The 22,770-nt window shown below is 37.8% G+C and carries 21 protein-coding genes; 6 read left to right on the top strand and 15 right to left on the bottom strand.

What is annotated here, in order from left to right; all coding sequences use genetic code 11:
* Positions 1-26 precede the first annotated feature (26 nt).
* The 7 genes from menC to A5889_RS09340 form a co-directional block, all read right to left on the bottom strand.
* Positions 27-1,136 carry an o-succinylbenzoate synthase gene (gene menC, locus A5889_RS09370; RefSeq protein ID WP_087641641.1) on the bottom strand — a complete coding sequence of 370 codons (1,110 nt, stop codon included), beginning with the start codon at positions 1,134-1,136 and terminating at the stop codon, positions 27-29.
* Positions 1,126-1,956 carry a 2-succinyl-6-hydroxy-2,4-cyclohexadiene-1-carboxylate synthase gene (gene menH / locus A5889_RS09365; RefSeq protein ID WP_087641640.1) on the bottom strand — a complete coding sequence of 277 codons (831 nt, stop codon included), beginning with the start codon at positions 1,954-1,956 and terminating at the stop codon, positions 1,126-1,128. Before menH ends, menC begins: the two co-directional genes overlap by 11 nt.
* Complete coding sequence (menD, locus tag A5889_RS09360; protein WP_087641639.1) at positions 1,953-3,680, bottom strand: 2-succinyl-5-enolpyruvyl-6-hydroxy-3-cyclohexene-1-carboxylic-acid synthase; 1,728 nt, start codon at positions 3,678-3,680, stop codon at positions 1,953-1,955. Before menD ends, menH begins: the two co-directional genes overlap by 4 nt.
* The gene (locus A5889_RS09355; protein ID WP_087641638.1) at positions 3,664-5,046 is read right to left on the bottom strand and encodes an isochorismate synthase; all 1,383 of its coding nucleotides are present in this window, start codon (positions 5,044-5,046) and stop codon (positions 3,664-3,666) included. The genes menD and A5889_RS09355 overlap by 17 nt, the downstream gene beginning before the upstream one ends.
* Positions 5,043-6,512, bottom strand: a complete 1,470-nt coding sequence (locus tag A5889_RS09350; RefSeq protein ID WP_087641637.1) for an o-succinylbenzoate--CoA ligase — start codon at positions 6,510-6,512, stop codon at positions 5,043-5,045. Before A5889_RS09350 ends, A5889_RS09355 begins: the two co-directional genes overlap by 4 nt.
* 12 nt (positions 6,513-6,524) lie before the next feature.
* Positions 6,525-7,340, bottom strand: coding sequence for a 1,4-dihydroxy-2-naphthoyl-CoA synthase (gene menB, locus A5889_RS09345; RefSeq protein WP_087641636.1), 816 nt, complete (start codon positions 7,338-7,340; stop codon positions 6,525-6,527).
* Positions 7,341-7,633: 293 nt separating this feature from the next.
* Positions 7,634-8,002, bottom strand: a complete 369-nt coding sequence (locus tag A5889_RS09340; RefSeq protein WP_087641635.1) for a YccF domain-containing protein — start codon at positions 8,000-8,002, stop codon at positions 7,634-7,636.
* Between the two features lie 198 nt (positions 8,003-8,200).
* On the opposite strand from A5889_RS09340, the gene A5889_RS09335 reads away from it, so the two are divergent.
* Both A5889_RS09335 and A5889_RS09330 read left to right on the top strand, forming a co-directional pair.
* Positions 8,201-8,545: a hypothetical protein gene (locus A5889_RS09335; RefSeq protein ID WP_087641634.1), complete on the top strand. Its 345-nt coding sequence runs from the start codon at positions 8,201-8,203 to the stop codon at positions 8,543-8,545.
* A gap of 34 nt (positions 8,546-8,579) precedes the next feature.
* Positions 8,580-8,951: a PaaI family thioesterase gene (locus A5889_RS09330; protein WP_087641633.1), complete on the top strand. Its 372-nt coding sequence runs from the start codon at positions 8,580-8,582 to the stop codon at positions 8,949-8,951.
* Between the two features lie 28 nt (positions 8,952-8,979).
* Here the strand turns inward: A5889_RS09330 and A5889_RS09325 are convergent, their stop codons facing one another.
* The 7 genes from A5889_RS09325 to dnaA form a co-directional block, all read right to left on the bottom strand.
* On the bottom strand, positions 8,980-9,411 hold the full coding sequence (locus A5889_RS09325) for a hypothetical protein (RefSeq protein WP_087641632.1): 432 nt from the start codon (positions 9,409-9,411) through the stop codon (positions 8,980-8,982).
* 171 nt (positions 9,412-9,582) lie between these two features.
* Positions 9,583-12,102, bottom strand: a complete 2,520-nt coding sequence (gyrA, locus tag A5889_RS09320) for a DNA gyrase subunit A (RefSeq protein WP_087641631.1) — start codon at positions 12,100-12,102, stop codon at positions 9,583-9,585.
* 21 nt (positions 12,103-12,123) lie between these two features.
* Positions 12,124-14,073, bottom strand: coding sequence for a DNA topoisomerase (ATP-hydrolyzing) subunit B (gene gyrB, locus A5889_RS09315; protein WP_087641630.1), 1,950 nt, complete (start codon positions 14,071-14,073; stop codon positions 12,124-12,126).
* A complete protein-coding gene (gene recF, locus A5889_RS09310; protein WP_087641629.1) occupies positions 14,070-15,197 on the bottom strand; it encodes a DNA replication/repair protein RecF in 1,128 nt (375 codons plus the stop codon). Before recF ends, gyrB begins: the two co-directional genes overlap by 4 nt.
* Positions 15,184-15,426, bottom strand: coding sequence for a S4 domain-containing protein YaaA (gene yaaA, locus A5889_RS09305; protein ID WP_087642050.1), 243 nt, complete (start codon positions 15,424-15,426; stop codon positions 15,184-15,186). Before yaaA ends, recF begins: the two co-directional genes overlap by 14 nt.
* Positions 15,427-15,896: 470 nt before the next feature.
* Complete coding sequence (gene dnaN, locus A5889_RS09300; protein WP_087641628.1) at positions 15,897-17,027, bottom strand: DNA polymerase III subunit beta; 1,131 nt, start codon at positions 17,025-17,027, stop codon at positions 15,897-15,899.
* 200 nt (positions 17,028-17,227) lie between these two features.
* A complete protein-coding gene (dnaA, locus tag A5889_RS09295; protein ID WP_087641627.1) occupies positions 17,228-18,571 on the bottom strand; it encodes a chromosomal replication initiator protein DnaA in 1,344 nt (447 codons plus the stop codon).
* A 609-nt stretch (positions 18,572-19,180) separates the two neighbouring features.
* Here dnaA and rpmH point away from each other — a divergent pair.
* From rpmH to jag, 4 genes are all read left to right on the top strand, one after another.
* A complete protein-coding gene (rpmH, locus tag A5889_RS09290) occupies positions 19,181-19,315 on the top strand; it encodes a 50S ribosomal protein L34 (RefSeq protein WP_010762140.1) in 135 nt (44 codons plus the stop codon).
* Between the two features lie 749 nt (positions 19,316-20,064).
* Positions 20,065-20,403 (top strand): ribonuclease P protein component, encoded by a 339-nt coding sequence (gene rnpA, locus A5889_RS09285; RefSeq protein ID WP_087642049.1) that lies wholly within the window; start codon positions 20,065-20,067, stop codon positions 20,401-20,403.
* Positions 20,404-20,418: 15 nt separating this feature from the next.
* Positions 20,419-21,246 carry a YidC/Oxa1 family membrane protein insertase gene (locus tag A5889_RS09280; RefSeq protein WP_087641626.1) on the top strand — a complete coding sequence of 276 codons (828 nt, stop codon included), beginning with the start codon at positions 20,419-20,421 and terminating at the stop codon, positions 21,244-21,246.
* 15 nt (positions 21,247-21,261) lie between these two features.
* Positions 21,262-22,035, top strand: coding sequence for an RNA-binding cell elongation regulator Jag/EloR (gene jag, locus A5889_RS09275; RefSeq protein WP_087641625.1), 774 nt, complete (start codon positions 21,262-21,264; stop codon positions 22,033-22,035).
* Positions 22,036-22,258: 223 nt separating this feature from the next.
* On the opposite strand, the gene A5889_RS09270 is transcribed toward jag, so the two are convergent.
* Positions 22,259-22,600 carry a hypothetical protein gene (locus A5889_RS09270; protein WP_087641624.1) on the bottom strand — a complete coding sequence of 114 codons (342 nt, stop codon included), beginning with the start codon at positions 22,598-22,600 and terminating at the stop codon, positions 22,259-22,261.
* Positions 22,601-22,770 lie beyond the last annotated feature (170 nt).

The following is a 22,770-nucleotide window of genomic DNA, read 5'->3' as shown; positions in this document are numbered from 1 at the left end:
ACATTTTTTCCTTGTCTGTGAGTCTTTCAATCTGTGTAGATAGTTTCATAATTTCCATACTTCAAAAGATGTTCAGGAGATAGCGACACGCCAATTCCCGATCCTGTTGGCACTGAAAGCTTGCCATTAGTTAGAACAAAAGGCTTTGATATTATGTCTTCGTAATAGTACCGATCAGAAGCTGAAATATCTCCAGGGAAAGTAAATATGCTTTGTGAAGCAAACTGCAGATTCAATGCTCTACCCACACCTGATTCAAACATTCCGCCCAACCACACAAGCAGGTCATGTTTTTCACAAAAATCAACGATTTTTAATGCTTCAGTGATTCCACCGACTCTAGGGATTTTCAAATTGATACTTCGGCAGCTCCCTAAAGCGAAAGCTAATTCACAAGCTTTGACCGATCGGATATTTTCATCTAAACAGATCTTTGTCTTCATTACTTTTTGCAATTGTGCATGATCTAAAAAATCATCAGCAGCAAAAGGTTGCTCCAGCATCACCAAATTATAGGCGTCCAGCTTTTTCAAATGAGAAAGATCATCGATAGTATACGCAGAATTAGCATCAACCATTAGTGGTAAATCAGGAAACTTTTCTCGAATCGAAGCAATTGGTTTCAAGTCATAGCCAGGACGTATTTTCAACTTAACTCTTTGATATCCTTGATCCACATAAGCTGTAATTTGCTTTAATAATTCAGATATATCAGATTGAATGCCTACACTAACGCCGACAGGAATTTGTGTTCTTGTTGCAGAAAAATATGTTTGGAGACTTTTTCCATTACGTTTGGCATATAAATCCCAAACGGCAGTTTCTATACTGGATTTTGCCATTTGATTGCCTTTTACTTCTTGAAATAGCAAAGAAATCTCTCTTGGATCATCGATTTCTCGATCGATCAACAAAGGAATCAAGTGCTTTTCTATGATGATACGTGCTGTTGCAATCGTTTCTTCAATATAATCTGGCTGCTCAAATGCTACGAGCTCCCCAATCCCCTGATTACCTAATTCATCAGTGATCAATATAATATCAAAGGCTTTTTCTGTTAGTCGGCCGTAACTTGTTTCAAAAGGAATACGTAAAGGGAGACGAATGCGATAACAATCGATACGCTTAATCTTCATCTGCAACTCCTCCTTTTAAAAATCCATAAACGATTTCTTCAAATTGACGCGGTTTTTCTAAGTGGACACAATGTCCCGCATGTTCGACCGTTTCAATGATGAACGTTGACTGTATTTGTTTCATTTCCTCAGCAATCCACCGAAATTTATGATCTAATTCTCCGACAATCAATAACACAGGAATGTTTATACCGACTAATTCTGTCCAATAACTTTTTTGTATGCCTGTTCCCATAAACCACAAACTACACGCTAAACCAAATGGTTGTTGTGCTAATCGTTCCTCACGAACTGCAACCTGTAACTGATCAGGTAAACTTCTTTGTGTATCAAAAAGAGGCAGTGCTTCCCACTTCATCACAAAATCTTTAATTGGTGAAGTTAAGGTCCAGGAAGCTAAACGCTCATCTGATAATTGACGTCTTGTTCGTTCTGATCGACTTTTTAAGCCCGGAGAACCGCTCTCTAAGATCAGTTGTTGAACTTTATGAGGAAATAGATAGTAGAACCCTAAAGCTGCTCTAGCCCCCATAGAATAGCCTAATAATGAAAATACCGAAATACCCAGCTTTTCAGTTAGTAAAGCTAAATCCTGACACAACGAGTCTAACTGATAACGGTAAGGATGCACATGAATAGAGGATCGACCGTGTCCAATTAAATCGATCACTAAAATATTAAAATCAGATTTTCCCTGAAAGACTGGCGCAAAGGTTTGTCCACTACCTGTAAAGCCATGCAGACAGACTAAAGTGGGACACCCTTTTTTATAAGATAACCATTCATAATAGTAATCTACACCATTAATTTCTATATTCATCTGTCTTGCTCCAATTTTTCCTTTAGCACGTTCATTATTTGTTCCTGTAAACGAACATTCTTTTCACGATCCCCAATGATTTCGATTAGTTGAAATTTCGGCTCTGTTTTTGTCTGCTCTAATAATAAATCCAGCTGTTCTAAAGTTTCAGCTTTTGTATATTCAGCACCATATAACTTTGCCACAAGGGAAAAATCTAAATCAATTGGTGTGCCAAAAATCGGTTCAAAATCCTCTTTCTCCAGTTCTCTTTGAGAAAGGAAAGAAAAAATACCGCCACCATTATTATTCAACAATATGATCGTTAAAGGTAAATGATATCTTTGGGCTAATAATAATCCATTCATATCATGATACAGGGCCAGATCACCAATCAGCAAAATATTTTGGCGTTTAGGGTTCGTCGCACACATACCTAAAGCTGTCGAAACGATTCCATCGATTCCATTGATCCCGCGATTCCCAAATAGATGATAGCTAGTATTTTCTACAGCAGCAAACCGATCGATAAAACGAATGGCGTTACTGTTTGAAACGAATAATTGACCGTCAGCCATCATTTGTTTATGAACTAAAAGGCTCGCAGAAGTTTCGTTGAGCTGGTTCATTTCAGCTAATTCTTCTAATACCTGTTCAGTTATTTTTTGCCATTTAATCCATTGAGCAGTCCACGATCCTGATGTTTTTACTGTGATATTTTCTTTAACTGCTTGAAGAAATGGCTGTTCTTGAACTTGAATCGCAACTTGTGTTTGCTTTAATTGATCCTGCCATTCACCGGTCTCATCTACAAAATAGATGATCGTCTCTGTTTTCTCAAGTGATCGAAGCCAAAACATCGTATTTTTTGAAATCGGCAGCATACCAAAACGAACAACGACTTCTGGTCGATGAATCATAGTTACTTCTTGAATAAATAAATCCGCACAACTCATGATCAGTGAGCTGTCAAGACCACAAGAGGTAATATTCGTCAGCGGATCACTAATGATAGGCCAGTTTAATGCCTCTGCTAATTCAACAAATAAACGTGCTTCTTTAGGTGTGTGACTTCCCCCAACAACTAGCACACCTTTTTTACCTTGCAAAGCATTGATGCACTGAATCAATTGCTTTTCTGTCAGCTGCGGCTTTCCTGCAATGATTTCTGTTTGCCGTTTCGTTTTTAATGAGGAAGACAAATCTGGCAATAAAGGTTCTCTTAAGGGAAAATTTAAGTGTACAGGTCCTTTGGGCATTTGGGAAGCTGTATCTGTCGAGCGCATTCCTTGCCAATAAGCGTAGTCCTGCATTTCTTTTGTTCCTTCCGGAATAGCCATTTCTACAAATAATTTAACATGATTTTGGAATAATTGAAGCTGATCCATAGATTGCGGTGCACCTACTTGTCGTAATTCATGTGGGCGATCCGTCGTTAAAATGATCAATGGAACGTGACTCGCTTTAGCTTCACAGATTGCTGGATAATAATTTGCAGCTGCTGTTCCTGAAGTACACAACAAGGCAACTGGTTTATTACTTGCTTTACTTAATCCAAGTGCAAAAAAAGCTGCCGAACGCTCATCGACTTCAACAAACGTCTCTATCTTTTCTTGTCGATGCAGCAATAAAGCTAAAGGAGTAGATCTAGATCCGGGACTAATCACTGCCTGACTGACGCCACTACTAATCATGCCTTCGACAAAGGAGTGTAAATATCGTGTCATATCAATTTGATTTGTCATTGATCTTCCCTCCTATTCCTCTTAACATTGGTTGAAATTTGATTTTGGTTTCTTCTCTTTCCTGCTCTGCTTGTGAATCCTTTACGATCCCACAGCCAGCATATAAATAGCCAGTATCGCCCGAAAAAACTGCCGAACGTATACCAACGGCAAATTCACCAATATCTTCCTTGATCGCAACCCAACCGATCGGTGCACCATATAGACCTCTATCTAACTCTTCATGCTGTCTTAACCATTCCAAAGCCAATTCTTTTGGTTCCCCACCTAATGCTGGTGTTGGATGAAGTTGTTTTACTCCTTTTAAAAAACGATACTCTTTTTGTCGTTTTCCCTCAATTGGTAGATGTAGATGCTGAATGTCCCGATTTTTTAATAGCTTAGGCGTCTGAGGTAAAATTGAAACACCTGTCATCTGCTCTACTTCTCTAGTAATTCGATCGACAACAATTTTATGTTCTTGTCGATTTTTCATATCGTTCAGTAAATACTTACCCAATTCTTCATCTTCAGCGGCAGTTGTTCCACGTGAAACAGAACCAGCGATGCTTGCTGTCGAAAAAGCTGTGTCAGTTGCCTTCAGCAACCGTTCCGGAGTTGCACCAATAAAAAGTTGATCAGCTGATTCCAGCACAAAAAAATAAGTATTCGTCTGCTGCTCCTGTAGATTTCTCAAAATATATTCTGCTTGAAAAAAGTCATTGGTTGTTACTTTCATTCGTCTAGCTAAAACAACCTTTTCTAATAGTCCAGATTGTTTTAATTGTTCCACTGTTTGGTCGACCAATTTCATCCATTCAGAAACAGCTACTTCTTCTGCAATAATTTCCTGAAAAGTTGTGTTTGTTTTCACTTGTTCCTGCATTATCTCTTCTATCTGCTCATTTAGAGCATGCCATTTATGCTCTAATTCTGCTAAACTTTCAGCACTAAAATTGATCGTCAAATATCTTTGTTCATTTTTTTGAGAAAACAGGAATGTTGATAAATAAAACAATCCCCGATCCATCTCACCCCACTCATTTTGTTCTATCGAGTGATGGTCAAATGCAAAGCCGCCAACTAACATTGCACCTGCCCCGCTGATCATTTCATTTTGATAAACCAAGTCATGTTCTTTTAATAGAAAAGCATCGACATTATTAAAAGAAGCCTGATCCTCTACTAATACTTGTTCTTTCCCAAATCCTACAAGTATCAGTTCTTGTTCTGGCGTTTGCCAATAGAATCTAGTACCTTTGAAATATTTTTGTCCCTTCTCAAAATAAGTACGCAAAGATTCTGTATGTTCATTTATTTTTTTTATCCAGCTAAACTGACGATAGCCGTTCACATATGCTTCTTTTAATTCATTAGGAATGCTCATTTGCTTAAAAAAGCCTCCCTTTCTTCTGTTGTTAAGCGATGTTTCGCAAGTTTTCCACTCGCAGTTCTAGGCAAACAATTACATAGATAGAGTCGTTTTGGACATTTATATTTCGCTAAATGCTGCTTCGCAAATTCATTGATTTTTCCAATCGTAATCGTTGGGTCACCAACAATATAAGCAACTGGAACAGCTCCCCATTTTTGATCTGACTCACCGATCACAGCAACTTCTTTCACGCCTGGAAATTCTTGCAGGATATGTTCAATTTCTGTAGGATAAATATTCTCTCCACCAGAAATGATCAGTTCACTTAAACGACTCACTAAATAAAGGTACCCTTCATTATCCAAATACCCCATATCTCCTGTTTTAAACCAACCGTCTGCCGTCCATTTTTCTATTTGCCACTGCTCGCCATTCAAATAATTTCGAATCACATTTTTCCCTTTTAAAAGGATTTCACCAACGTTATTAGCTGGTGCTTGTTTTCCATTTTCAGCTATAATTTTGATTTGCATACCTTTTAACGGTTTTCCTGCTGAGCCGATTTTTTTAGAAGCATCCTCGAAGCTTAATGCAACCACCTGAGAACATGTTTCAGTCATCCCATAAGATTGGATCACAGGAATTTTATTTCGTTCGCATTGCTCTAATGCAGCTGGGGCAATAGGTCCGCCACCCAGAAGCATTGCTTTAAATTCTTTACTGTAACCCGCTTTAGGGTAATACTCCAGTAGCTCTCTCAGCATCACAGCCACAACGGAAATCACAGTTCCTCTACCTTCAGTCAAATCTTTGGTTATATTTTTAGCATCAAATTTACTATACAAGCGAAAGCTGCACCCCAGAACCAATTGACGAATCACGATCGATAGTCCGCTAATATGAAATAGTGGTACTGGACAAAGCCAACAATCAGCTGCGGTAATCCCCATATTCTCTTGTGTGCCCAAAGCACTGGCAAGATGGTTGCTAAAACGCTGAACAACCCCTTTAGGTTTCCCTGTTGTACCAGATGTATACATGATCGAAGCTGGCATCTCAAGCTGATAATTTAGTTCCATTTGTTTTTGATCAAGAACCGAAACATCTCCACGTTTCATTTCAAGGATGTTCACTTGGTTCAAGTCTGCAACTACTGATAAATATTCAGTTGCCGTAATCACTATTTTTACTTTGGCATCTGTCAATTGATATTGAAGTTCTTGAAGGCTTAAATGCGTATTCAAAAAAACGATCTCTTTACCTAATTCCCATAATGCTAGGATCGAAAAATACATCTCTTTTGAATTTCGGCTAAAAAGAGCAATACGTTTCTCTGTTTGCGGAATATTTGCAGAGTATCCAGCTGCCCATTTTTGAACTTCTTCTGCTACTTCAAAAAATGACCATACTTCATCCTGCCAGTAAAAAGCAGGATGATCCGGTCGTTCATTTACTTGTTTTTGAAGCCAACTACTCATTTTTCTCACCCTTTATGGAAACTTAGGAAATTGATCGAAATCAGGATCACGTTTTTCTTTGAAGGAATCGCGTCCTTCTTTTGCTTCGTCCATTGTATAGTAAAGTAACGTCGCGTCTCCAGCTAATTGCTGAATACCTGCAAGACCATCTGTATCTGCATTCAAAGAGGCTTTGATCATACGCAGCGCCAACGGACTTTTCTTCAACATTTCATGCGCCCAATCCATCGTGACATCTTCTACTTGGTCTAATGGAGCAATTGTATTGATCCAGCCCATATCTAACGCTTCTTCAGCAGAATATTGTTTACATAAGAACCAAACTTCTTTCGCCTTTTTATGACCGATCACACGTGCCAAATAACCAGAACCATAACCGCCGTCAAAACTACCGACATTCGGGCCTGTTTGACCAAATTTTGCATTGTCTGCAGCAATCGTCAAATCACAAACCAGCTGTAGGACATTACCACCACCGATAGAATATCCTTTGACCATCGCAATAACGGGTTTAGGGATCACACGAATCAAACGCTGTAAATCTAACACATTCAAACGCGGCACACTATCTTCACCGACATAACCGCCATGTCCACGAACTTTTTGGTCTCCACCAGAGCAAAAAGCTTTATCTCCAGCTCCTGTCAAAATAATCACACCAATATCTTGTCTATCTCGACTGATATTGAATGCATCGATCATTTCCATCACTGTTTTTGGAGTAAATGCATTGTGTACATGAGGACGATTGATCGTGATCTTCGCCACTTTACCTTCTTGTTCAAATAAAATTTCATCATATTCCTTGATTGGTGTCCAGTTTCTCATGGGGAAACCTCCTTATAATTTTAAAAGCGGAACAGGCTCTTCCAGCTCTGACTGAAAAATAGGAAAACATGACTGAGACGATTTTTGTCTCATTCAGGTTTTATCTTTCTCCGAAGAGCTAGCCTGTGCAGCTAAGTAAGTTTTCAATGCTTCTATTATACACAAATATATAAATTTTAGAATGCTAGACGGTTCAACATAAGATAGATCAGCTCTATATAATTGTACTAGAAAAGAATGAAAACCATTTATTGGTTTCCATTCTTTTTTGACTTCTGATTCATATTTATGATCTATCTTGTTACAACCACCTGAGCTCCAAACGGCATCAATGCTAGCTTCGCTAACTTGAATGACTGCATCCCAAATGGGATCCCAATAATCGTCACACATAAAATGATCCCACTAATACAATGTCCGACAGCTAGCCAAAAACCACTGAAGATCAACCATAAGATATTTACTAAAAATGATACACTACTTGTGCTGTAGACAACATCTTTCCCAAATGGCCAAAAGCTCAAGCCTGCTAATTTGAAGCATTGTAAGCCTATCGGTATTCCCACGATCGTGATACACCAAAGAATTCCAGCTAAAAGCCAGGTCACTCCACCAATGAATCCACCAAAAATAAACCAGATAATATTTCCTAAACATCCCATATCCTATTCCTCTTCTCTTATTATTCGCTATAAACTACACAATCAGATTATACTAAAAAATACACATAATTTCTTAACTTTATTTATTTCATCTTGCATACAACAATTCATATGAACTTGCTTGTTCTTGTCGTTCATCCAAAACTCCGTTATCATTGATAGTAATAGCTTCAAGAAAATAGAAATAGGAGTGATTATTTGTACCGAGCGGTTGTTGTTTATCAGAGTACACCTATGTTTGGGAGAAATAAACTTCCTGATGGAAATATTTTAGGAATGTTTAAGCAGAATAAATTGGTCAAAGAATTAAATAGAGAATTACAAAAAAGAGCTGCGCCATGGACAGTTGTCCTTGATGACTCCATCGCAGATATCCACCAAATTTCTCAAAATGCAGAGGCTATTCTCTGTGTCCCTGGCTTACAAAAACAATTTGATAGTGGAGATTATTCTAAAGAACGTATTTTTTATTTTGACTCTCTGGACTATCACAATGTAATAGTAACGTCAGCAATTGCTTTTCTCGAAACAATCCATTCGTAATTGATCACTAGTTTTTTAGAAAGGACGGAGATACATGAATTTATTGGAGCATCTGCAAATACATACGAAAGAGTTAACAAAAGAAAAAGTTACCTTAACGATGAATGTCGCATCTTTCCATAAACAGCCCTATGGAATTGTCCATGGAGGCATCAATGCTGTATTGATCGAAACAGCTTGTAGTATGGGGGCGAATGAACAATTCTCTACTGAAAATGCTTATGCTGTCGGTGTTGATCTTCAAGTCAATCATTTAAAAAGTGTACTAGACGGAACATTGACTGTCGTTGCTAAACCAAATCATATTGGTGGTTCATTGCAAGTTTGGGAAGGAAAAATTTTTAATGAGTCGAAAGAGTTGATTAGTGTAGGACGTTGTACGCTAATGAAACGGATATCTAAATAGTAAAAAGACGCTTATTTCAGCGTCTTTTTTATATGATCTCTCCAGTAATGATCTTTAATTTCATAAACAAGGAAGAAAGAACTGCTAATTCTCCTTGGTCTACATCAGAATATCTTTGCTCTATAACCTGTTCTCTTTCTTTTTTTACTAAAGAACGCATCATGCTGAGCTCTTCGATCGTTAAATTGGATAAATAAGCATGATTTGGTTCAGAATAAGCTTTCGCTTCGATCTCAAAGGATGTCGGATTTCTTTTTAAACTCGTTCTTACTTGAAATCCGTTGGTAAAGGTGATCAACTCTACATAAAAATATTCAGAAAAGGTGATTGGTCTGCGCTCCAGCACAGTTGTCTTATCGCCGAATATTTCAAGTATATTTTCGATGAAGTTGGATAATGCAGTGCCTATATTTAATTGCTTTGAAAAAGTTTTAGTTAATAGTAATTTTTCTTGAATCATCTCTTCACCTCACACTTATTCTTATTTTTTATTATAAACACACTTTTAACTAAAACAAAAGAAATATAATTTAGTTTTTTTAGAAATAATAAGTAATAATAAAAAAACACAACGACCCTCTCTTTTAGAGAAAATAGTTGTGTTTTTTTATTGTTTAATTCATTCAGTTTCTTATTCTTCTGTAGACGTATCTGCTTCTGTTGTTTCAGTTTCAACTACTGTTATTTCAGCATTTTCGACTTCTTCAACGATTTCATCCGGCTCAGGTTCAACCACTGCCATCGTTACAACTTTTGCATCTTCTTCCATTCTCATCAAGCGAACACCTAGGGTTGCTCTACCAGTTTGAGAGACAGAATCGACATTGAATCGAATGATGACACCTTTATTAGTGATCACTAGAATATCTTCATCTCCGCGAACAGTTGTAAGTCCAGCTAATGGTCCATTTTTGGCTGTGATATTAGCTGTCTTGATTCCTTTACCACCACGGCCTTTTACAGGGTACTCAGAGGCTTTTGTCCGCTTACCGTAACCATTTTCCGTCAACACAAGAACTTCCGTGTCAGCATCCAATAAAGAGGCTCCTACAACGTAATCATCTTCTCTCAGACGAATACCGCGAACACCTGATGCTGTACGTCCCATATCCCGGACAGCTGTTTCAGCAAAAGTAACAGAATAACCATTATGCGTACCGATGATCATATTTTGTTCTCCGTTAGTTAAGACAACATTGACTAACTCATCATCTTCTTTCAAACCGATCGCGATCAGACCATTACTTCTGATATTTGAAAAGGCTGTTACAGCTGTACGTTTAACTGTTCCTTTACGTGTAGTAAAGAACAGATAATGTCCGTCTTCCGCTTTGCCTTCGACTGCGATGATCGCTTGGATCTTCTCACTAGAGTCAATACCCAGCATATTGATCACAGGGATACCTTTGGCTGTTCTACCGTATTCAGGAATTTCATAGCCTTTCGCACGGTAAACTTTCCCATTATTCGTGAAGAATAATAACGTATCGTGTGTTGAACATGACACTAGATTTTTCACAAAATCATCATCATGGACACCCATTCCCTGAACACCACGACCTCCACGGCGTTGTGCTCTGAATTCACTGTTTGCTACACGCTTGATATAGCCGTTATTGGTTAATGTGATCACGACCTCTTCTTCTTCGATCAAGTCTTCATCTTCTAAACTCAAAACTTCACCAACTAAAAGTTCAGTACGACGAGCATCTCCATATTTATCACGGATATCGCCTAATTCAGTTTTGATGATTTCGATAACACGTTCTGGACGAGCTAAAATATCATTCATATCAGCGATAAATTTCAGTAACTCTTGATATTCATTTTCGACTTTATCACGCTGCAAGCCAGTTAAACTACGTAAACGCATGTCTAAAATTGCTTGAGCCTGACGATCAGAAAATTCAAAGCGCTCGATCAATGATGCTTTTGCTTCATCATCTGCTCTAGAATTTCGGATGATCGAAATGATTTCATCGATATGATCTAAGGCAATACGTAAACCTTCTAAGATATGTGCGCGTGCTTCTGCTTTTTTCTTATCAAATTCAGTACGGCGAGTAATCACTTCTTTTTGGTGCTCTACATAATTCTCAAGAATTTGTTTTAAGCTTAGGATTTTTGGCACACCTTTTTCAATTGCCAACATATTAAAACCAAATGATGTTTGTAATGACGTCATCTTGTAAAGATTGTTTAAAATAACAGAGGCACTGACATCACGACGGACATCAATAACGATCCGCATTCCTTCACGAGAGGATTCATCACGTAAATCTGTGATTCCTTCGATTCTCTTTTCACGGTGCAGCTCTGAAATTCGTTCGATCAATTTGGCTTTGTTGACCATATAAGGCAACTCTGATACCAAAATACGTTCTTTCCCATTAGGCATCTCTGTAATATCTACTTTTGCACGAACTGTGATCGATCCCCGACCAGTCTCATACGCACGACGAATGCCTGATTTGCCCATAACTAAACCGCCAGTTGGAAAATCCGGTCCAGGCAATACTTCCATCAGTTCATTGGTTGTAATCTCTGGATTGTCCATCAACAAATTAGTCGCTTCAATGACTTCAGCTAAGTTGTGCGGTGGAATATTTGTCGCCATCCCAACAGCGATCCCAGTTGTTCCGTTGACCAAAAGGTTAGGGAAACGGGCTGGCAATACATCCGGCTCTTGTTCAGAATCATCATAGTTCCCATGGAAATCAACAGTATCTTTATTGATATCACGCAGCATCTCCAACGCAATTTTACTCATTCTAGCTTCGGTATAACGCATCGCCGCGGCACCATCACCATCGACAGAACCAAAGTTTCCGTGCCCATCGACCAGCATACTGCGGTAACTAAACGGCTGAGCCATACGAACCATCGCTTCATAAATCGAGGAGTCACCATGCGGGTGATACTTACCCATTACATCCCCAACAACACGGGCAGATTTCTTATGTGGCTTATCAGGTGTTACACCTAACTCATTCATTCCATACAAAATACGGCGGTGGACAGGTTTCAACCCGTCACGTACATCCGGCAATGCCCGAGCTACGATAACACTCATCGCATAATCAATGAAGGATTCTTTCATTTCACTGGTCAGATTGACGTCTTGAATGTTTTCTTTCACTTCTTCACTCATGAACTTATCTCCTTCTTATCACTAAATATCTAAGTTTTTCACGTAATGAGCGTTTTCTTCAATAAACGCACGGCGCGGTTCTACACGATCTCCCATCAACATTTCAAAAATCCGATCTGCTTCGATCGCATCATCGACACTGACACGTGACATTAATCGTCTTTCAGGATCCATCGTTGTTTCCCATAACTGATGATCATCCATTTCTCCAAGACCTTTATAACGTTGAACACTTGGTTTTGGACTCGCTGGTAATGATTCTAAGACTCTTGCAAGCTCTTCTTCTGCATGTTTACCAGGTTGAACGTAGGTAATGTTTTTCCCTTGTTTTACCCCATATAATGGCGGTTGAGCAATATAAACGTAACCTGCTTCAACCACAGGACGCATGAAACGGTAGAATAATGTCAACAATAAGGTACGAATATGTGCACCATCGACATCGGCATCTGTCATGATCACTAATTTATGGTAACGAGCTTTTGATACATCAAAATCAGCACCAAATCCTGTCCCCATCGCTGTAAATAATGAACGGATTTCTTCATTAGCTAAAATTTTATCCATGCTGGCTTTTTCAACATTCAGGATTTTCCCACGAATCGGTAAGATCGCTTGGAATTCACGGCTACGTCCTTGTTTAGCAGAACCGCCGGCTGAATCTCCTTCGACGATAAAAATTTCGCATTTTTCAGGATCTTTACTTGAACAGTCTGCTAATTTACCAGGCAGATTGCTGATTTCAAGCGCGCCTTTACGACGAGTGACTTCACGAGCTCTTTTAGCTGCCAAACGTGCTTTAGAAGCTAATAAGCCTTTTTCGACGATTTGTTTACCAACTGTAGGGTTTTCCATCAAGAACTTTGTGAAATACTCTGAGAATAAACGGTCAGTAACTGTACGTACTTCTGAATTTCCCAGTTTTGTTTTTGTTTGCCCTTCAAACTGAGGTTCCGGATGCTTGATCGAAATAACAGCAGTCAATCCTTCACGAACATCTTCCCCTGTTAAGTTTTCATCATTTTCTTTCATGATTTTTTGTTTACGGGCGTAATCATTGATCACACGGGTCAAGGACGTTTTAAAACCAGACTCATGCGTTCCGCCTTCATACGTATGGATATTGTTTGCAAAGCTCAAGATATTTGAATGATAACCGTCTGTATACTGCATAGAAACTTCTACAGTAATATCTTGTTGTTCGCCTTCAATAAAGATCGGTTCAGGAAATAGAACATCTTTGTTGGCATTTAAATGTTCAACATAACTCTTGATCCCGCCTTCATAGTGATACTCTTTCAAAACAGGTGTTTCTTCACGTTTATCTTCGATCGAGATTTTTAAACCGCGATTCAAGAAAGCCAATTCTCTCACACGTGTAGCTAATTTATCAAAATTAAATGTTGTTGTTTCAGTAAAAATTTCAGGATCTGGTACAAAATGGACAGTAGTTCCATGACGATCTGTTTCTTCGATCACTTTCAGGTCATCGACAACTGCTCCGCGATGAAACTCTTGATAATGAACTTTTCCATCTTTATACACTTTTACATCCAAAGTTGTTGAAAGTGCATTAACAACGGAGGAACCAACCCCATGCAGTCCGCCGGATACTTTATATCCGCCGCCGCCGAATTTACCTCCGGCATGAAGTACAGTAAAGACTGTCTCAACGGCAGGACGTCCTGTTTTTGCTTGGATATCAACTGGAATTCCCCGACCATCATCGACCACTGTGATACTGTTATCAGGCTCAATGATCACTTGAATACTTGTCGCAAAACCTGCTAAGGCCTCATCGATCGAATTATCCACGATCTCCCAAACTAAGTGATGTAACCCTTCTGAGCTAGTTGATCCGATGTACATCCCTGGACGCTTACGAACCGCTTCTAGACCTTCTAATACCTGAATCTGACTGGCATCATATTCCTGGGCGCGTTCTTTCATGTTTTTTTCTTCTTCTGTCATATAGATGCTTCCCTCTCTATCTCTCCCTGATGAACATAAAATATATCCGGCTCAACAGTTAATTTATTGTTTAAATGGTCCAAACTTGTAGTAGTTAAAAATGTCTGGACCTTTCCTTCAATCGTTTCTAGTAGGTGTAATTGCCGTTCATTGTCTAATTCACTCATGACGTCATCCAATAACAGAACAGGATATTCCCCTGTTTCTGAATACATTAAATCAATTTCTGCAAGCTTCACACTTAACGCAGTCGTTCTTTGCTGTCCTTGTGATCCATAAGTCTGGACATTTTGACCATTCACATTAAAAATCAGATCATCCCGATGAGGACCTAGAAAAGTATTAGCTTTGAACAATTCACGTTTACGATTTTCGTTCACGCTTTGCAGTAATTGTTTTTGCAGTTCTTCTAGTGAAAAATTTTCTTTATCTATTGGAATACTTGAAAAATACTCGATCAACAGCTCTTCTTTTTCATGGCTGATTTTTTTGTGCAGCAAATTCGCCCAGTGTTCCAGTTTCTTGATGAACTCCAAACGGGCAAATAAGACTTTGCCGCCAAATTCCGCCAGCTGTTCTGTCAGAATATCTAAATAAACAAGGTCTGATTGTTTTTTCTCAGCTAATTGCTTCAAATATTGATTCCGCTGCTTCAAAACAGATTGATACTGGACCAGATCATATAAATAAATCGGATTGACCTGTCCCAATTCCATATCGATGAATTTACGTCGCAGCTGAGGTGAGCCTTTCACAAGAGACAGATCCTCCGGCGCAAATAAAATCACATTCAGCTGACCTATGTATGAACTTAGACGTTTTTGCTCAATATGATTGACCTTCGTCTTACGTCCTTTCGTCGAAATAATGATTTCAAGCGGAATCGTTCCAGTCTTTTTCTCGATGACACCGCTGATTTTTGCCGAATCGGAATCCCAGTGGATCAGCTCTTTTTCGTTGCTGGTTCTGTGGCTGCGAGTCATCGCCAGCACATAAATACTTTCCAGCAAGTTGGTTTTGCCTTGTGCATTTTCTCCTAGGAAAATATTCAAGGTTTTAGGGAAATCCAGCGTTAGCCCATCATAATTACGGTAGTGCTGCACTGCGATTTCATTCAGTCTCATCCGCTGCCTCGCCTTTTTTCACCATAAAAAAAGTACCTTCTTCAGGTATCTCGATCATCATACCAGCATATAATTTTCTACCGCGGCGATTCTCTAATTCCCCATCTACGAATACACTATTCTCAGCTAGGTACCATTTTGCTTGGCCACCGCTGCTTATCACATCGACTTCTTTTAAGACTTGCCCCAGTGTCATGTAATCAGTTTCTAAAACGAGTGTCTTTTTCAACATGCATCCCTCTTTTTTATTTTCACTTTCACTCTAATATTATACTCTTTTTTTAGTGATAAAACAAATTTATCCGTCTAATTTTCATTCTAAGCAATTTTGAATATAATCGATAAAAAATATTCCAAGGAATAAAAAACTCTTAAAATGCATTTTAAGAAGGTATTTAAAGTTGAAAGGGCTGAAAGTTTTACAACCGGTTTTACATTTTTATGAAAAGAATGAGCGAAAATCAATCGAATCAAAAAATCCACGCAATGAATAAGATGACAATTTCATTTCGTAGGTTTTATGGTCCTTATATATGAACTATAGACTGTCGATCATTGTCTGCAATGGATAAATAAACAATGAGGCATCTATGGATTTTTCTGGATGACTTACACCAAATCAGATTTTTAAAGACTATAAAAAAAGCTGCTACATGCATTAAACACATGTAGCAGCTTTTTCATATTTATATCTAGGTCTTAATTCGTACGAACAGGTGTAATCAACTGAATAAAATCTAAATCCGTTTCTGTTGGTTCCAATGTAAATGGACGGATCGCCGAGATAAATTTCACAGTAATGCTCATATCTCCAAATGCACGTAGTGCATCTTTCATATAATCTGGATTGAATGAAATTTCTAAAGGATCTCCTGACACTTTTTCATAGCTCAACGGCTCTTCTACTTTACCGATTTCTGGAGAATTTCCGTAAAGAACAACAGAATCTGAAGCAATGGCTAAACGAACGATATTGTTACGACCTTCATGTGAAAGTAAAGAGGCACGATCGATCGCTGACAATAATTCCGGTACATAAAAATCGATTTCTGTATTGAAGCTTGTTGGGATCAAACGATTGGTATCAGGATAATTTCCTTCCAATAAACGAGAATAGAAATACATATTTTGTGTTTTGAACAGCACTTGATTTTCCATGATGCTGATTTCTACCATTTCTTCTTCATTTGTAAATGAACGAGAAAGTTCAGTTAAGCTTTTTCCTGGAATAACGATATTGAAATCTTCTGCTGCTTGTTCGATTGGAATCACACGTTGACTTAAACGGTGAGAATCTGTCGCAACAGCTAATAATTTTTGATTTTCTAAAATAAAATGAACGCCTGTCAAAATTGGACGGCTTTCATGTAGTGATACCGCAAAACCTGTTTCATTGATGATTTTTGTCAACAGGTGGACAGGTAATTGAATTTGATTTTTTGCATCAATGACTGGAAGGTGTGGATAATTTTCAGCATCCAAACCATTGACAGTAAAGTCAGCTTTACCAGAAGTGATCGCTACTTGGTTGTTTTCTAATACTTCAAGTGTAAACATGTCCTCAGGTAATTTACGGATGATCTCACCAAAGAAACGAGCTTGCAGCACAATGCTTCCTGTAGATTCTATCGTCATTTGAGCTTTTTCGTCGTCTTGGCTTAAAAAGCTTTCAATAGAAATATCTGCATTACTACCAGTCAATGATAGACCTTCATCTGTTAATACGATTTTTACCCCAGTTAAAATTGGGATCGTTGTTTTAGAAGAAATGGCTCTTTGAACGGTTTGTAGTTCTTGTAAAAATGTATTTCTCTTTACAGTTACTTTCATAATGATTAAACTCCTTTTTCTTTGATTTTAAAATAGAAAAACTCTATCGCGGAATCTTTGTATTTATATATAAATAAATAATAAAAGTAGTAGGTCTTGTTAATTCTGTGGAAAACTGGATAAACAGAATAGAATCAGAGTTTTCCACCTGTGTATAACTTGTGGAAAACTTTTTCTGTTTTCTTATTTTTATCCACAACCTATGAATTGAGCAGATTTTTGATTTCAGCGACTTCTTTTTGAATGGTGGGGTCTTTTTCCAATAACTGTTGGATTTTTTCATGCGCATGGATCACAGTCGTATGGTCTTTTCCACCGAACTCAGCACCGATTTTAGGTAAAGAGTTGTCCGTCATTTCTCTAGAGAGGTACATCGAGATTTGTCTAGGGACAACGATCGATTTCACTCGTTTTTTCCCTTTTAAGTCCTTCAGCTGAATGTGGTAATATTTTGCAACCTCTTCCTGAATTTGGAGAATGGACAAATGATTTTGACTACCGACCGATTTTAGCGACTTCAGTGCATCAGCAGCTAAGCTTGTAGAAATATCTTCTCCATTGATCGTAGCATAAGCCTGTACACGCACCAAAGCTCCTTCAAGTTCACGAATATTGGAATCGATTTGACCAGCAATGTAGCTTAGCGTGTCATCTGGGATCTCTAAGCGTTCTGCATCTGCTTTTTTTCTGAGGATCGCAATTCGGGTTTCCAAATCAGGTGGCGTGATATCGACAGATAAGCCCCAGGCAAAGCGGGAAACCAAACGTTCCGGCAGTTTAGGAATATCATTTGGTGGTCGGTCACTTGTTAGAACGATTTGTTTATTCTCATTATAGAGATCGTTGAAGGTATGGAAAAATTCTTCCAGAGTCGCTTCCTTCTCTGCTAAAAATTGAATATCATCGACAAGCAACAAATCAACATTCCGGTATTCTTTTCTAAATTGCTCTGAATTTTTCGTTTGGATCGAGTTGATAAACTCATTCGTAAAGGTTTCACTGCTGACATACTTTACTTTAGCATCTGGTCGGTTTTGCAGCATTTGATGACCGATCGCATGCATCAAGTGAGTTTTACCTAAACCAACACCGCCATAGAAAAACAGTGGATTGTAGATGGAACCGGGATCTTCTGCAACAACTAAAGCAGCTGCGTGAGCCATTTGATTGCCCTTTCCGATAACAAATGTGTCAAAGGAATATTTAGGGTTCAACAAGGCTTTTTTGCTATGCTCAGAAATCTTTTCAGGAGCTGGAGCTTCCTTTTTTTCTTCTTGGATCATTATGGCTTCTTTTTCATCGGTCACAACAAAATGAGGCATTACTTCAGCGCCAGTTAATTTAAAACCAGTTTCAACGATTTTTGCAGCTAAGTTTTTTTCCCAATAGTCTCTATGAACGGCAGAAGGAACTTCCAACCATAATTGATTGTTTTCCAGCTTTAATGGTTGAGCTGTTTTGATCCAAGCATCAAAGCTTGGGGCAGATAAAACAGATTGGTAAGTATTCTCAAGATCTTTCCAGAAACTTTCCATATCGGGCATATAGCGACCTCCTTAAATTAAAAATGTTCAGCCGTGACTGAAAATAGACTAGTCAGCCTACTCTATCCTTTTTCAAAGATGAGCTGATCAAGTGAAATAAGTTGATATCTTATTTTCTATATAAAAGAGCAGCACAAATACAAATAGATAAGCAAATAGAATTTTATCATTTTTTTCGAACTTTTTCCACAGGCAAATTGTGAATTGTGGAAAATAAATCAACAGATGTCTAAAAAATTATCCACAGATAGAAAATAGACTGTGGATTTCTACTTGTTATTTTATTTATCCACAATACATTCTGCAAAACAAACGTGGGAATATCAGCGTTTTTGAGAAGTTATGCACAGACGGGAAATGAAATGTGTATAACTTTTAAACATCCTGTTTTTTTGTGTAAAAGTGGTGTATAAACGAAAAATAAATCAAGCGTTAGAAAAAAACTATCCACAGTCTATTCGGAAGAATCAGCATTTTGTGGATAACTTATTGTCGTACATAAGAAAAATATTCCTGAAAATTTATTGACAAATCTACCTAATACTAGGTATACTATCAAAGTATGTCTATGTATTGATGGATAGTTACAATTTCAGGAGGTGGAACAAGATGAAAAGAACATATCAACCAAACAAACGTAAACGTCAAAAAGTTCACGGTTTCCGTAAACGTATGAGCACAAAAAATGGTCGCAATGTATTAGCGAGCAGACGTCGTAAAGGTAGAAAAGTTATTTCAGCATAATATATGTTGATTTTGAATAACAAACCAAACGAACTTTAAGAACCCTTTATTATCTTCACAAAGTATATGTGAAAATAATAAAGGGTTCTTTTGTTGTTCATCACTCCACGTAGTTTCGATCGCATCAATTTCTAAGAGCTAAAGCTCTAAGAATTGAAGGACTGCGATTGGCTTCGCCAGAGCAGATGATGAACAATACTTGACGACCAAAGGGAGCGAAGTGTCCTTACTAGTGAATCACCAAACGCTTAACACTAAAACCAGCAATGAACGATATCAGCTAAATAAAAAAACATCACAATCAATTTCTAAGAGCTGAAGCTCTTAGAATCGAAGGACTGAGAATGGCTTTGCCGGAGTCAGTGATAAACAATAGCTAGCAATTTAAGGAAGCGAAGTATCCTAAATAGCTTTTTATCATTTCTTCCCCTGAATTTAGCTTCCTACTCTTTGAAAGGTCATAATTAATGAAAGAAACCAAAAAATGACATTTAAAAATAATGTTGTCGATTATAATCATCAGATATGGACATCAAAAAGCAAGACAAACATAAATCAACAAAATACTGTTTATTTTCCCCCGATATTTACAAGAAATCAAGTGAAAAAAAAGCAAATAAATGATAATATATTGAATTAGAGTCATGACATTCAAAATCTCTGGATATTTTCCTTTAAATTTGAAAAAAAATGACGGAACTATGCTATTATTGTATGTGAGTAAAAAAGAAAGAAACAAAGGGATGCAGATGAAAAAATCCTATAGAGTAAAAAAAGAAAAAGAATTTCAAGCCGTTTTTCAGCACAAACAATCCTGTGCCAATCGAAGGTTTGTTGTCTATGTTTTGGAAAAACCAGAACAAAAACATTTTCGTGTGGGAATTTCTGTCGGAAAAAAAATCGGCAACGCAGTTGTTCGAAATGCAGTCAAGCGTAAAATCCGCACGTCGATCTACCAATTAAAAGAGTCGATCGAGCCAACTTGTGATTTTATCATCATTGCCCGCCCTGGAGTGGATGCATTGACTTCTGAAGAAATCCATCGCAACATCACGCATGTATTGAAACTTGCAAAAATTTTGAAATAAGAGAGGAACAGTTTTGTGAAGAAGTATAAACGTTTATTATTGATGGCAGGTCTAATTTCCCTGATTTTTGTCTTATCTGCCTGCGGCACAGCGCCAATTAATGCTGATAGTACCGGGATTTGGGACCGCTATATTGTCTATTATTTTGCTGAAGCGATCAAGTTTTTATCCATTTCAGCAAATACAGGTATCGGGATCATCCTATTTACCTTAGTGATTCGGATCATCCTATTACCATTGATGCATTTCCAAACAAAAAGCATGCGTAAGACGCAAGAATTACAACCGAAACTAAAAGCGCTGCAAAAACAATATTCTTCAAAAGATCCGGAAACACAACGTCTATTCCGTGAAGAACAACAAAAATTATATGCAGAAAATAATGTCAATCCATACGCTGGCTGTTTACCTCTATTGATTCAAATGCCGATCATGATGGCGCTATATCAATCGATTTCTCGAGTACCAGAGTTGAAGCAAGGAAGCTTCATGTGGTTGAATTTGGGTAAACCTGACCCGTATTTGATTTTACCGATTCTAGCTGCGGTCTTCACATTTGCCAGCACATATTTGACAAGTATGAGTCAAGTTGAATCAAATGCCTCATTAAAAATCATGAGCTTTGCGATGCCAGTAATGATTTTTGTTATGGGGATGAATTTAGCCAGTGGATTATCTCTTTACTGGGTGATCTCTAACGCGTTCCAAGTAGGGCAAACATTATTGATCAATAATCCATTCAAGATCCGTAGAGAACGTGCGGAGGCTGAGCGACAAGTCAAAGAACGTGAAAGAGCATTGAAAAAAGCAATGAATCCTAAGAAAAAAAATAAGAAGAAATAAAAGGAGGGTTTCCAGGTGCCGGTTTATGAGGGAAACACAATCGAAGAAGCAACAACTAAGGGCTTACACGCACTGAATTTGACAAGAGAAGACGTAGAGATCGACGTGATCTCTGATGCCAAAAAAGGATTTTTAGGCTTTGGTAAAAAGCTTGCCCAAGTTTCGATCGAACCTACTGTCAGTGAACAAATCGCAGAAGCAGTAGAAGAAGTTGTCGAAGAGATCATTGTAACAGATGAAGAGGTAAAAGTGGAAGAAGCAGCTGAAGAGTTGCTAGCAGCTAAAGCTTCTGATTCTTCTGAACCGAAACTTTTGGAAAACCTCGAAGACGAGGAAGCAATTACTGAATTGGCCTTGTACTTAACGAATATTTCAAAAGAATTGAATGCTCCAGCATTAGTTCGTTTAGAACGTAATGAAGGGATCTTGATTTTCCATTTGGATACAGAAAAACAAGGAATCTTGATCGGTAAGCATGGGCGTGTTCTGAATGCATTACAGTACTTAGCACAAGTCTTTGTTCATCGTGTTGCTGCAAATAAATTATCCGTTGTTGTGAATGTTGGCGATTATCGTGAGAAACGCCAAGCGATTTTACAACGACTAGCAGAAAGAACTGCTGAAAAAGTCAAACAAACAGGCCGACCAGTCTTTTTAGAGCCAATGCCTGCGTTTGAACGAAAACAAATTCATTTCACACTAAGCAAAGATGATCAGATCCAAACCCATTCAGAAGGCGATGAACCTTATCGTTACTTAGTTGTGGAACCTGCAAAAAAACACTTTTAAGAAGAGCAAATGACCCTTTAAAAAAACTTTTTTTAAAGGGTCATTTATTGTTTTAAATGCTATTTTTATCAAAAAAATACATTGACAAATATTATCAAACAAAGTATATTTTAAACGAAATCATTCTTATCAACGTACAAAATACGATGATAAAGTAGTTGAAGCATTCGTGCTTCTTCCAGCCTGATTCTTTTTGGATCAGGTTTTTTTATTTGTGAAAAAATCAACCGATCGTTGTTTGTGTGAATTGGATCACTGTTCCATAAGCAAAAATCTCTACGACCCATTTTCCTTGATATTCAACATATTTTTCTTCAAAATGACAGTTGATAACGGCATCTGCCTGATACTCGAATGCGATTTCCTTTAATTGCCGGTAAACACCGCTGAACACTTCATTTGCGTTTACTTCTGATGAAAATAAATCCGTTTCGATTCGATCTGTCGCAAAAACGATATCCCGAACAATATATTTTTTATTGACGTTTCCAGTAGATAATGTGATACTGCTTAAACGGTTTTCTAACTCTTCTACGGTAAACTCATCTTTTCTTCCTTTTCTCATGATTGGAACCTCCATTCTTCTATATATTTATTTTAATAATAAAGAAGCAGAAATGCAAAATTAAAAGCAACTTTTCATAAAGAAATAATCTTGCGAAAAAAATAAAATTATGCTATCCTATGTCAAGAAATGAATAGGTATTGATGCAGTGAAAGTGCTAGATCCAACCT

The sequence above is a fragment of the Enterococcus sp. 9D6_DIV0238 genome, assembly GCF_002174455.2.
Classification (GTDB): domain Bacteria; phylum Bacillota; class Bacilli; order Lactobacillales; family Enterococcaceae; genus Enterococcus_L; species Enterococcus_L dunnyi.
Note: the sequence above shows the minus strand (reverse complement) of the source record. Positions and strands in the feature narration are given on the sequence as shown.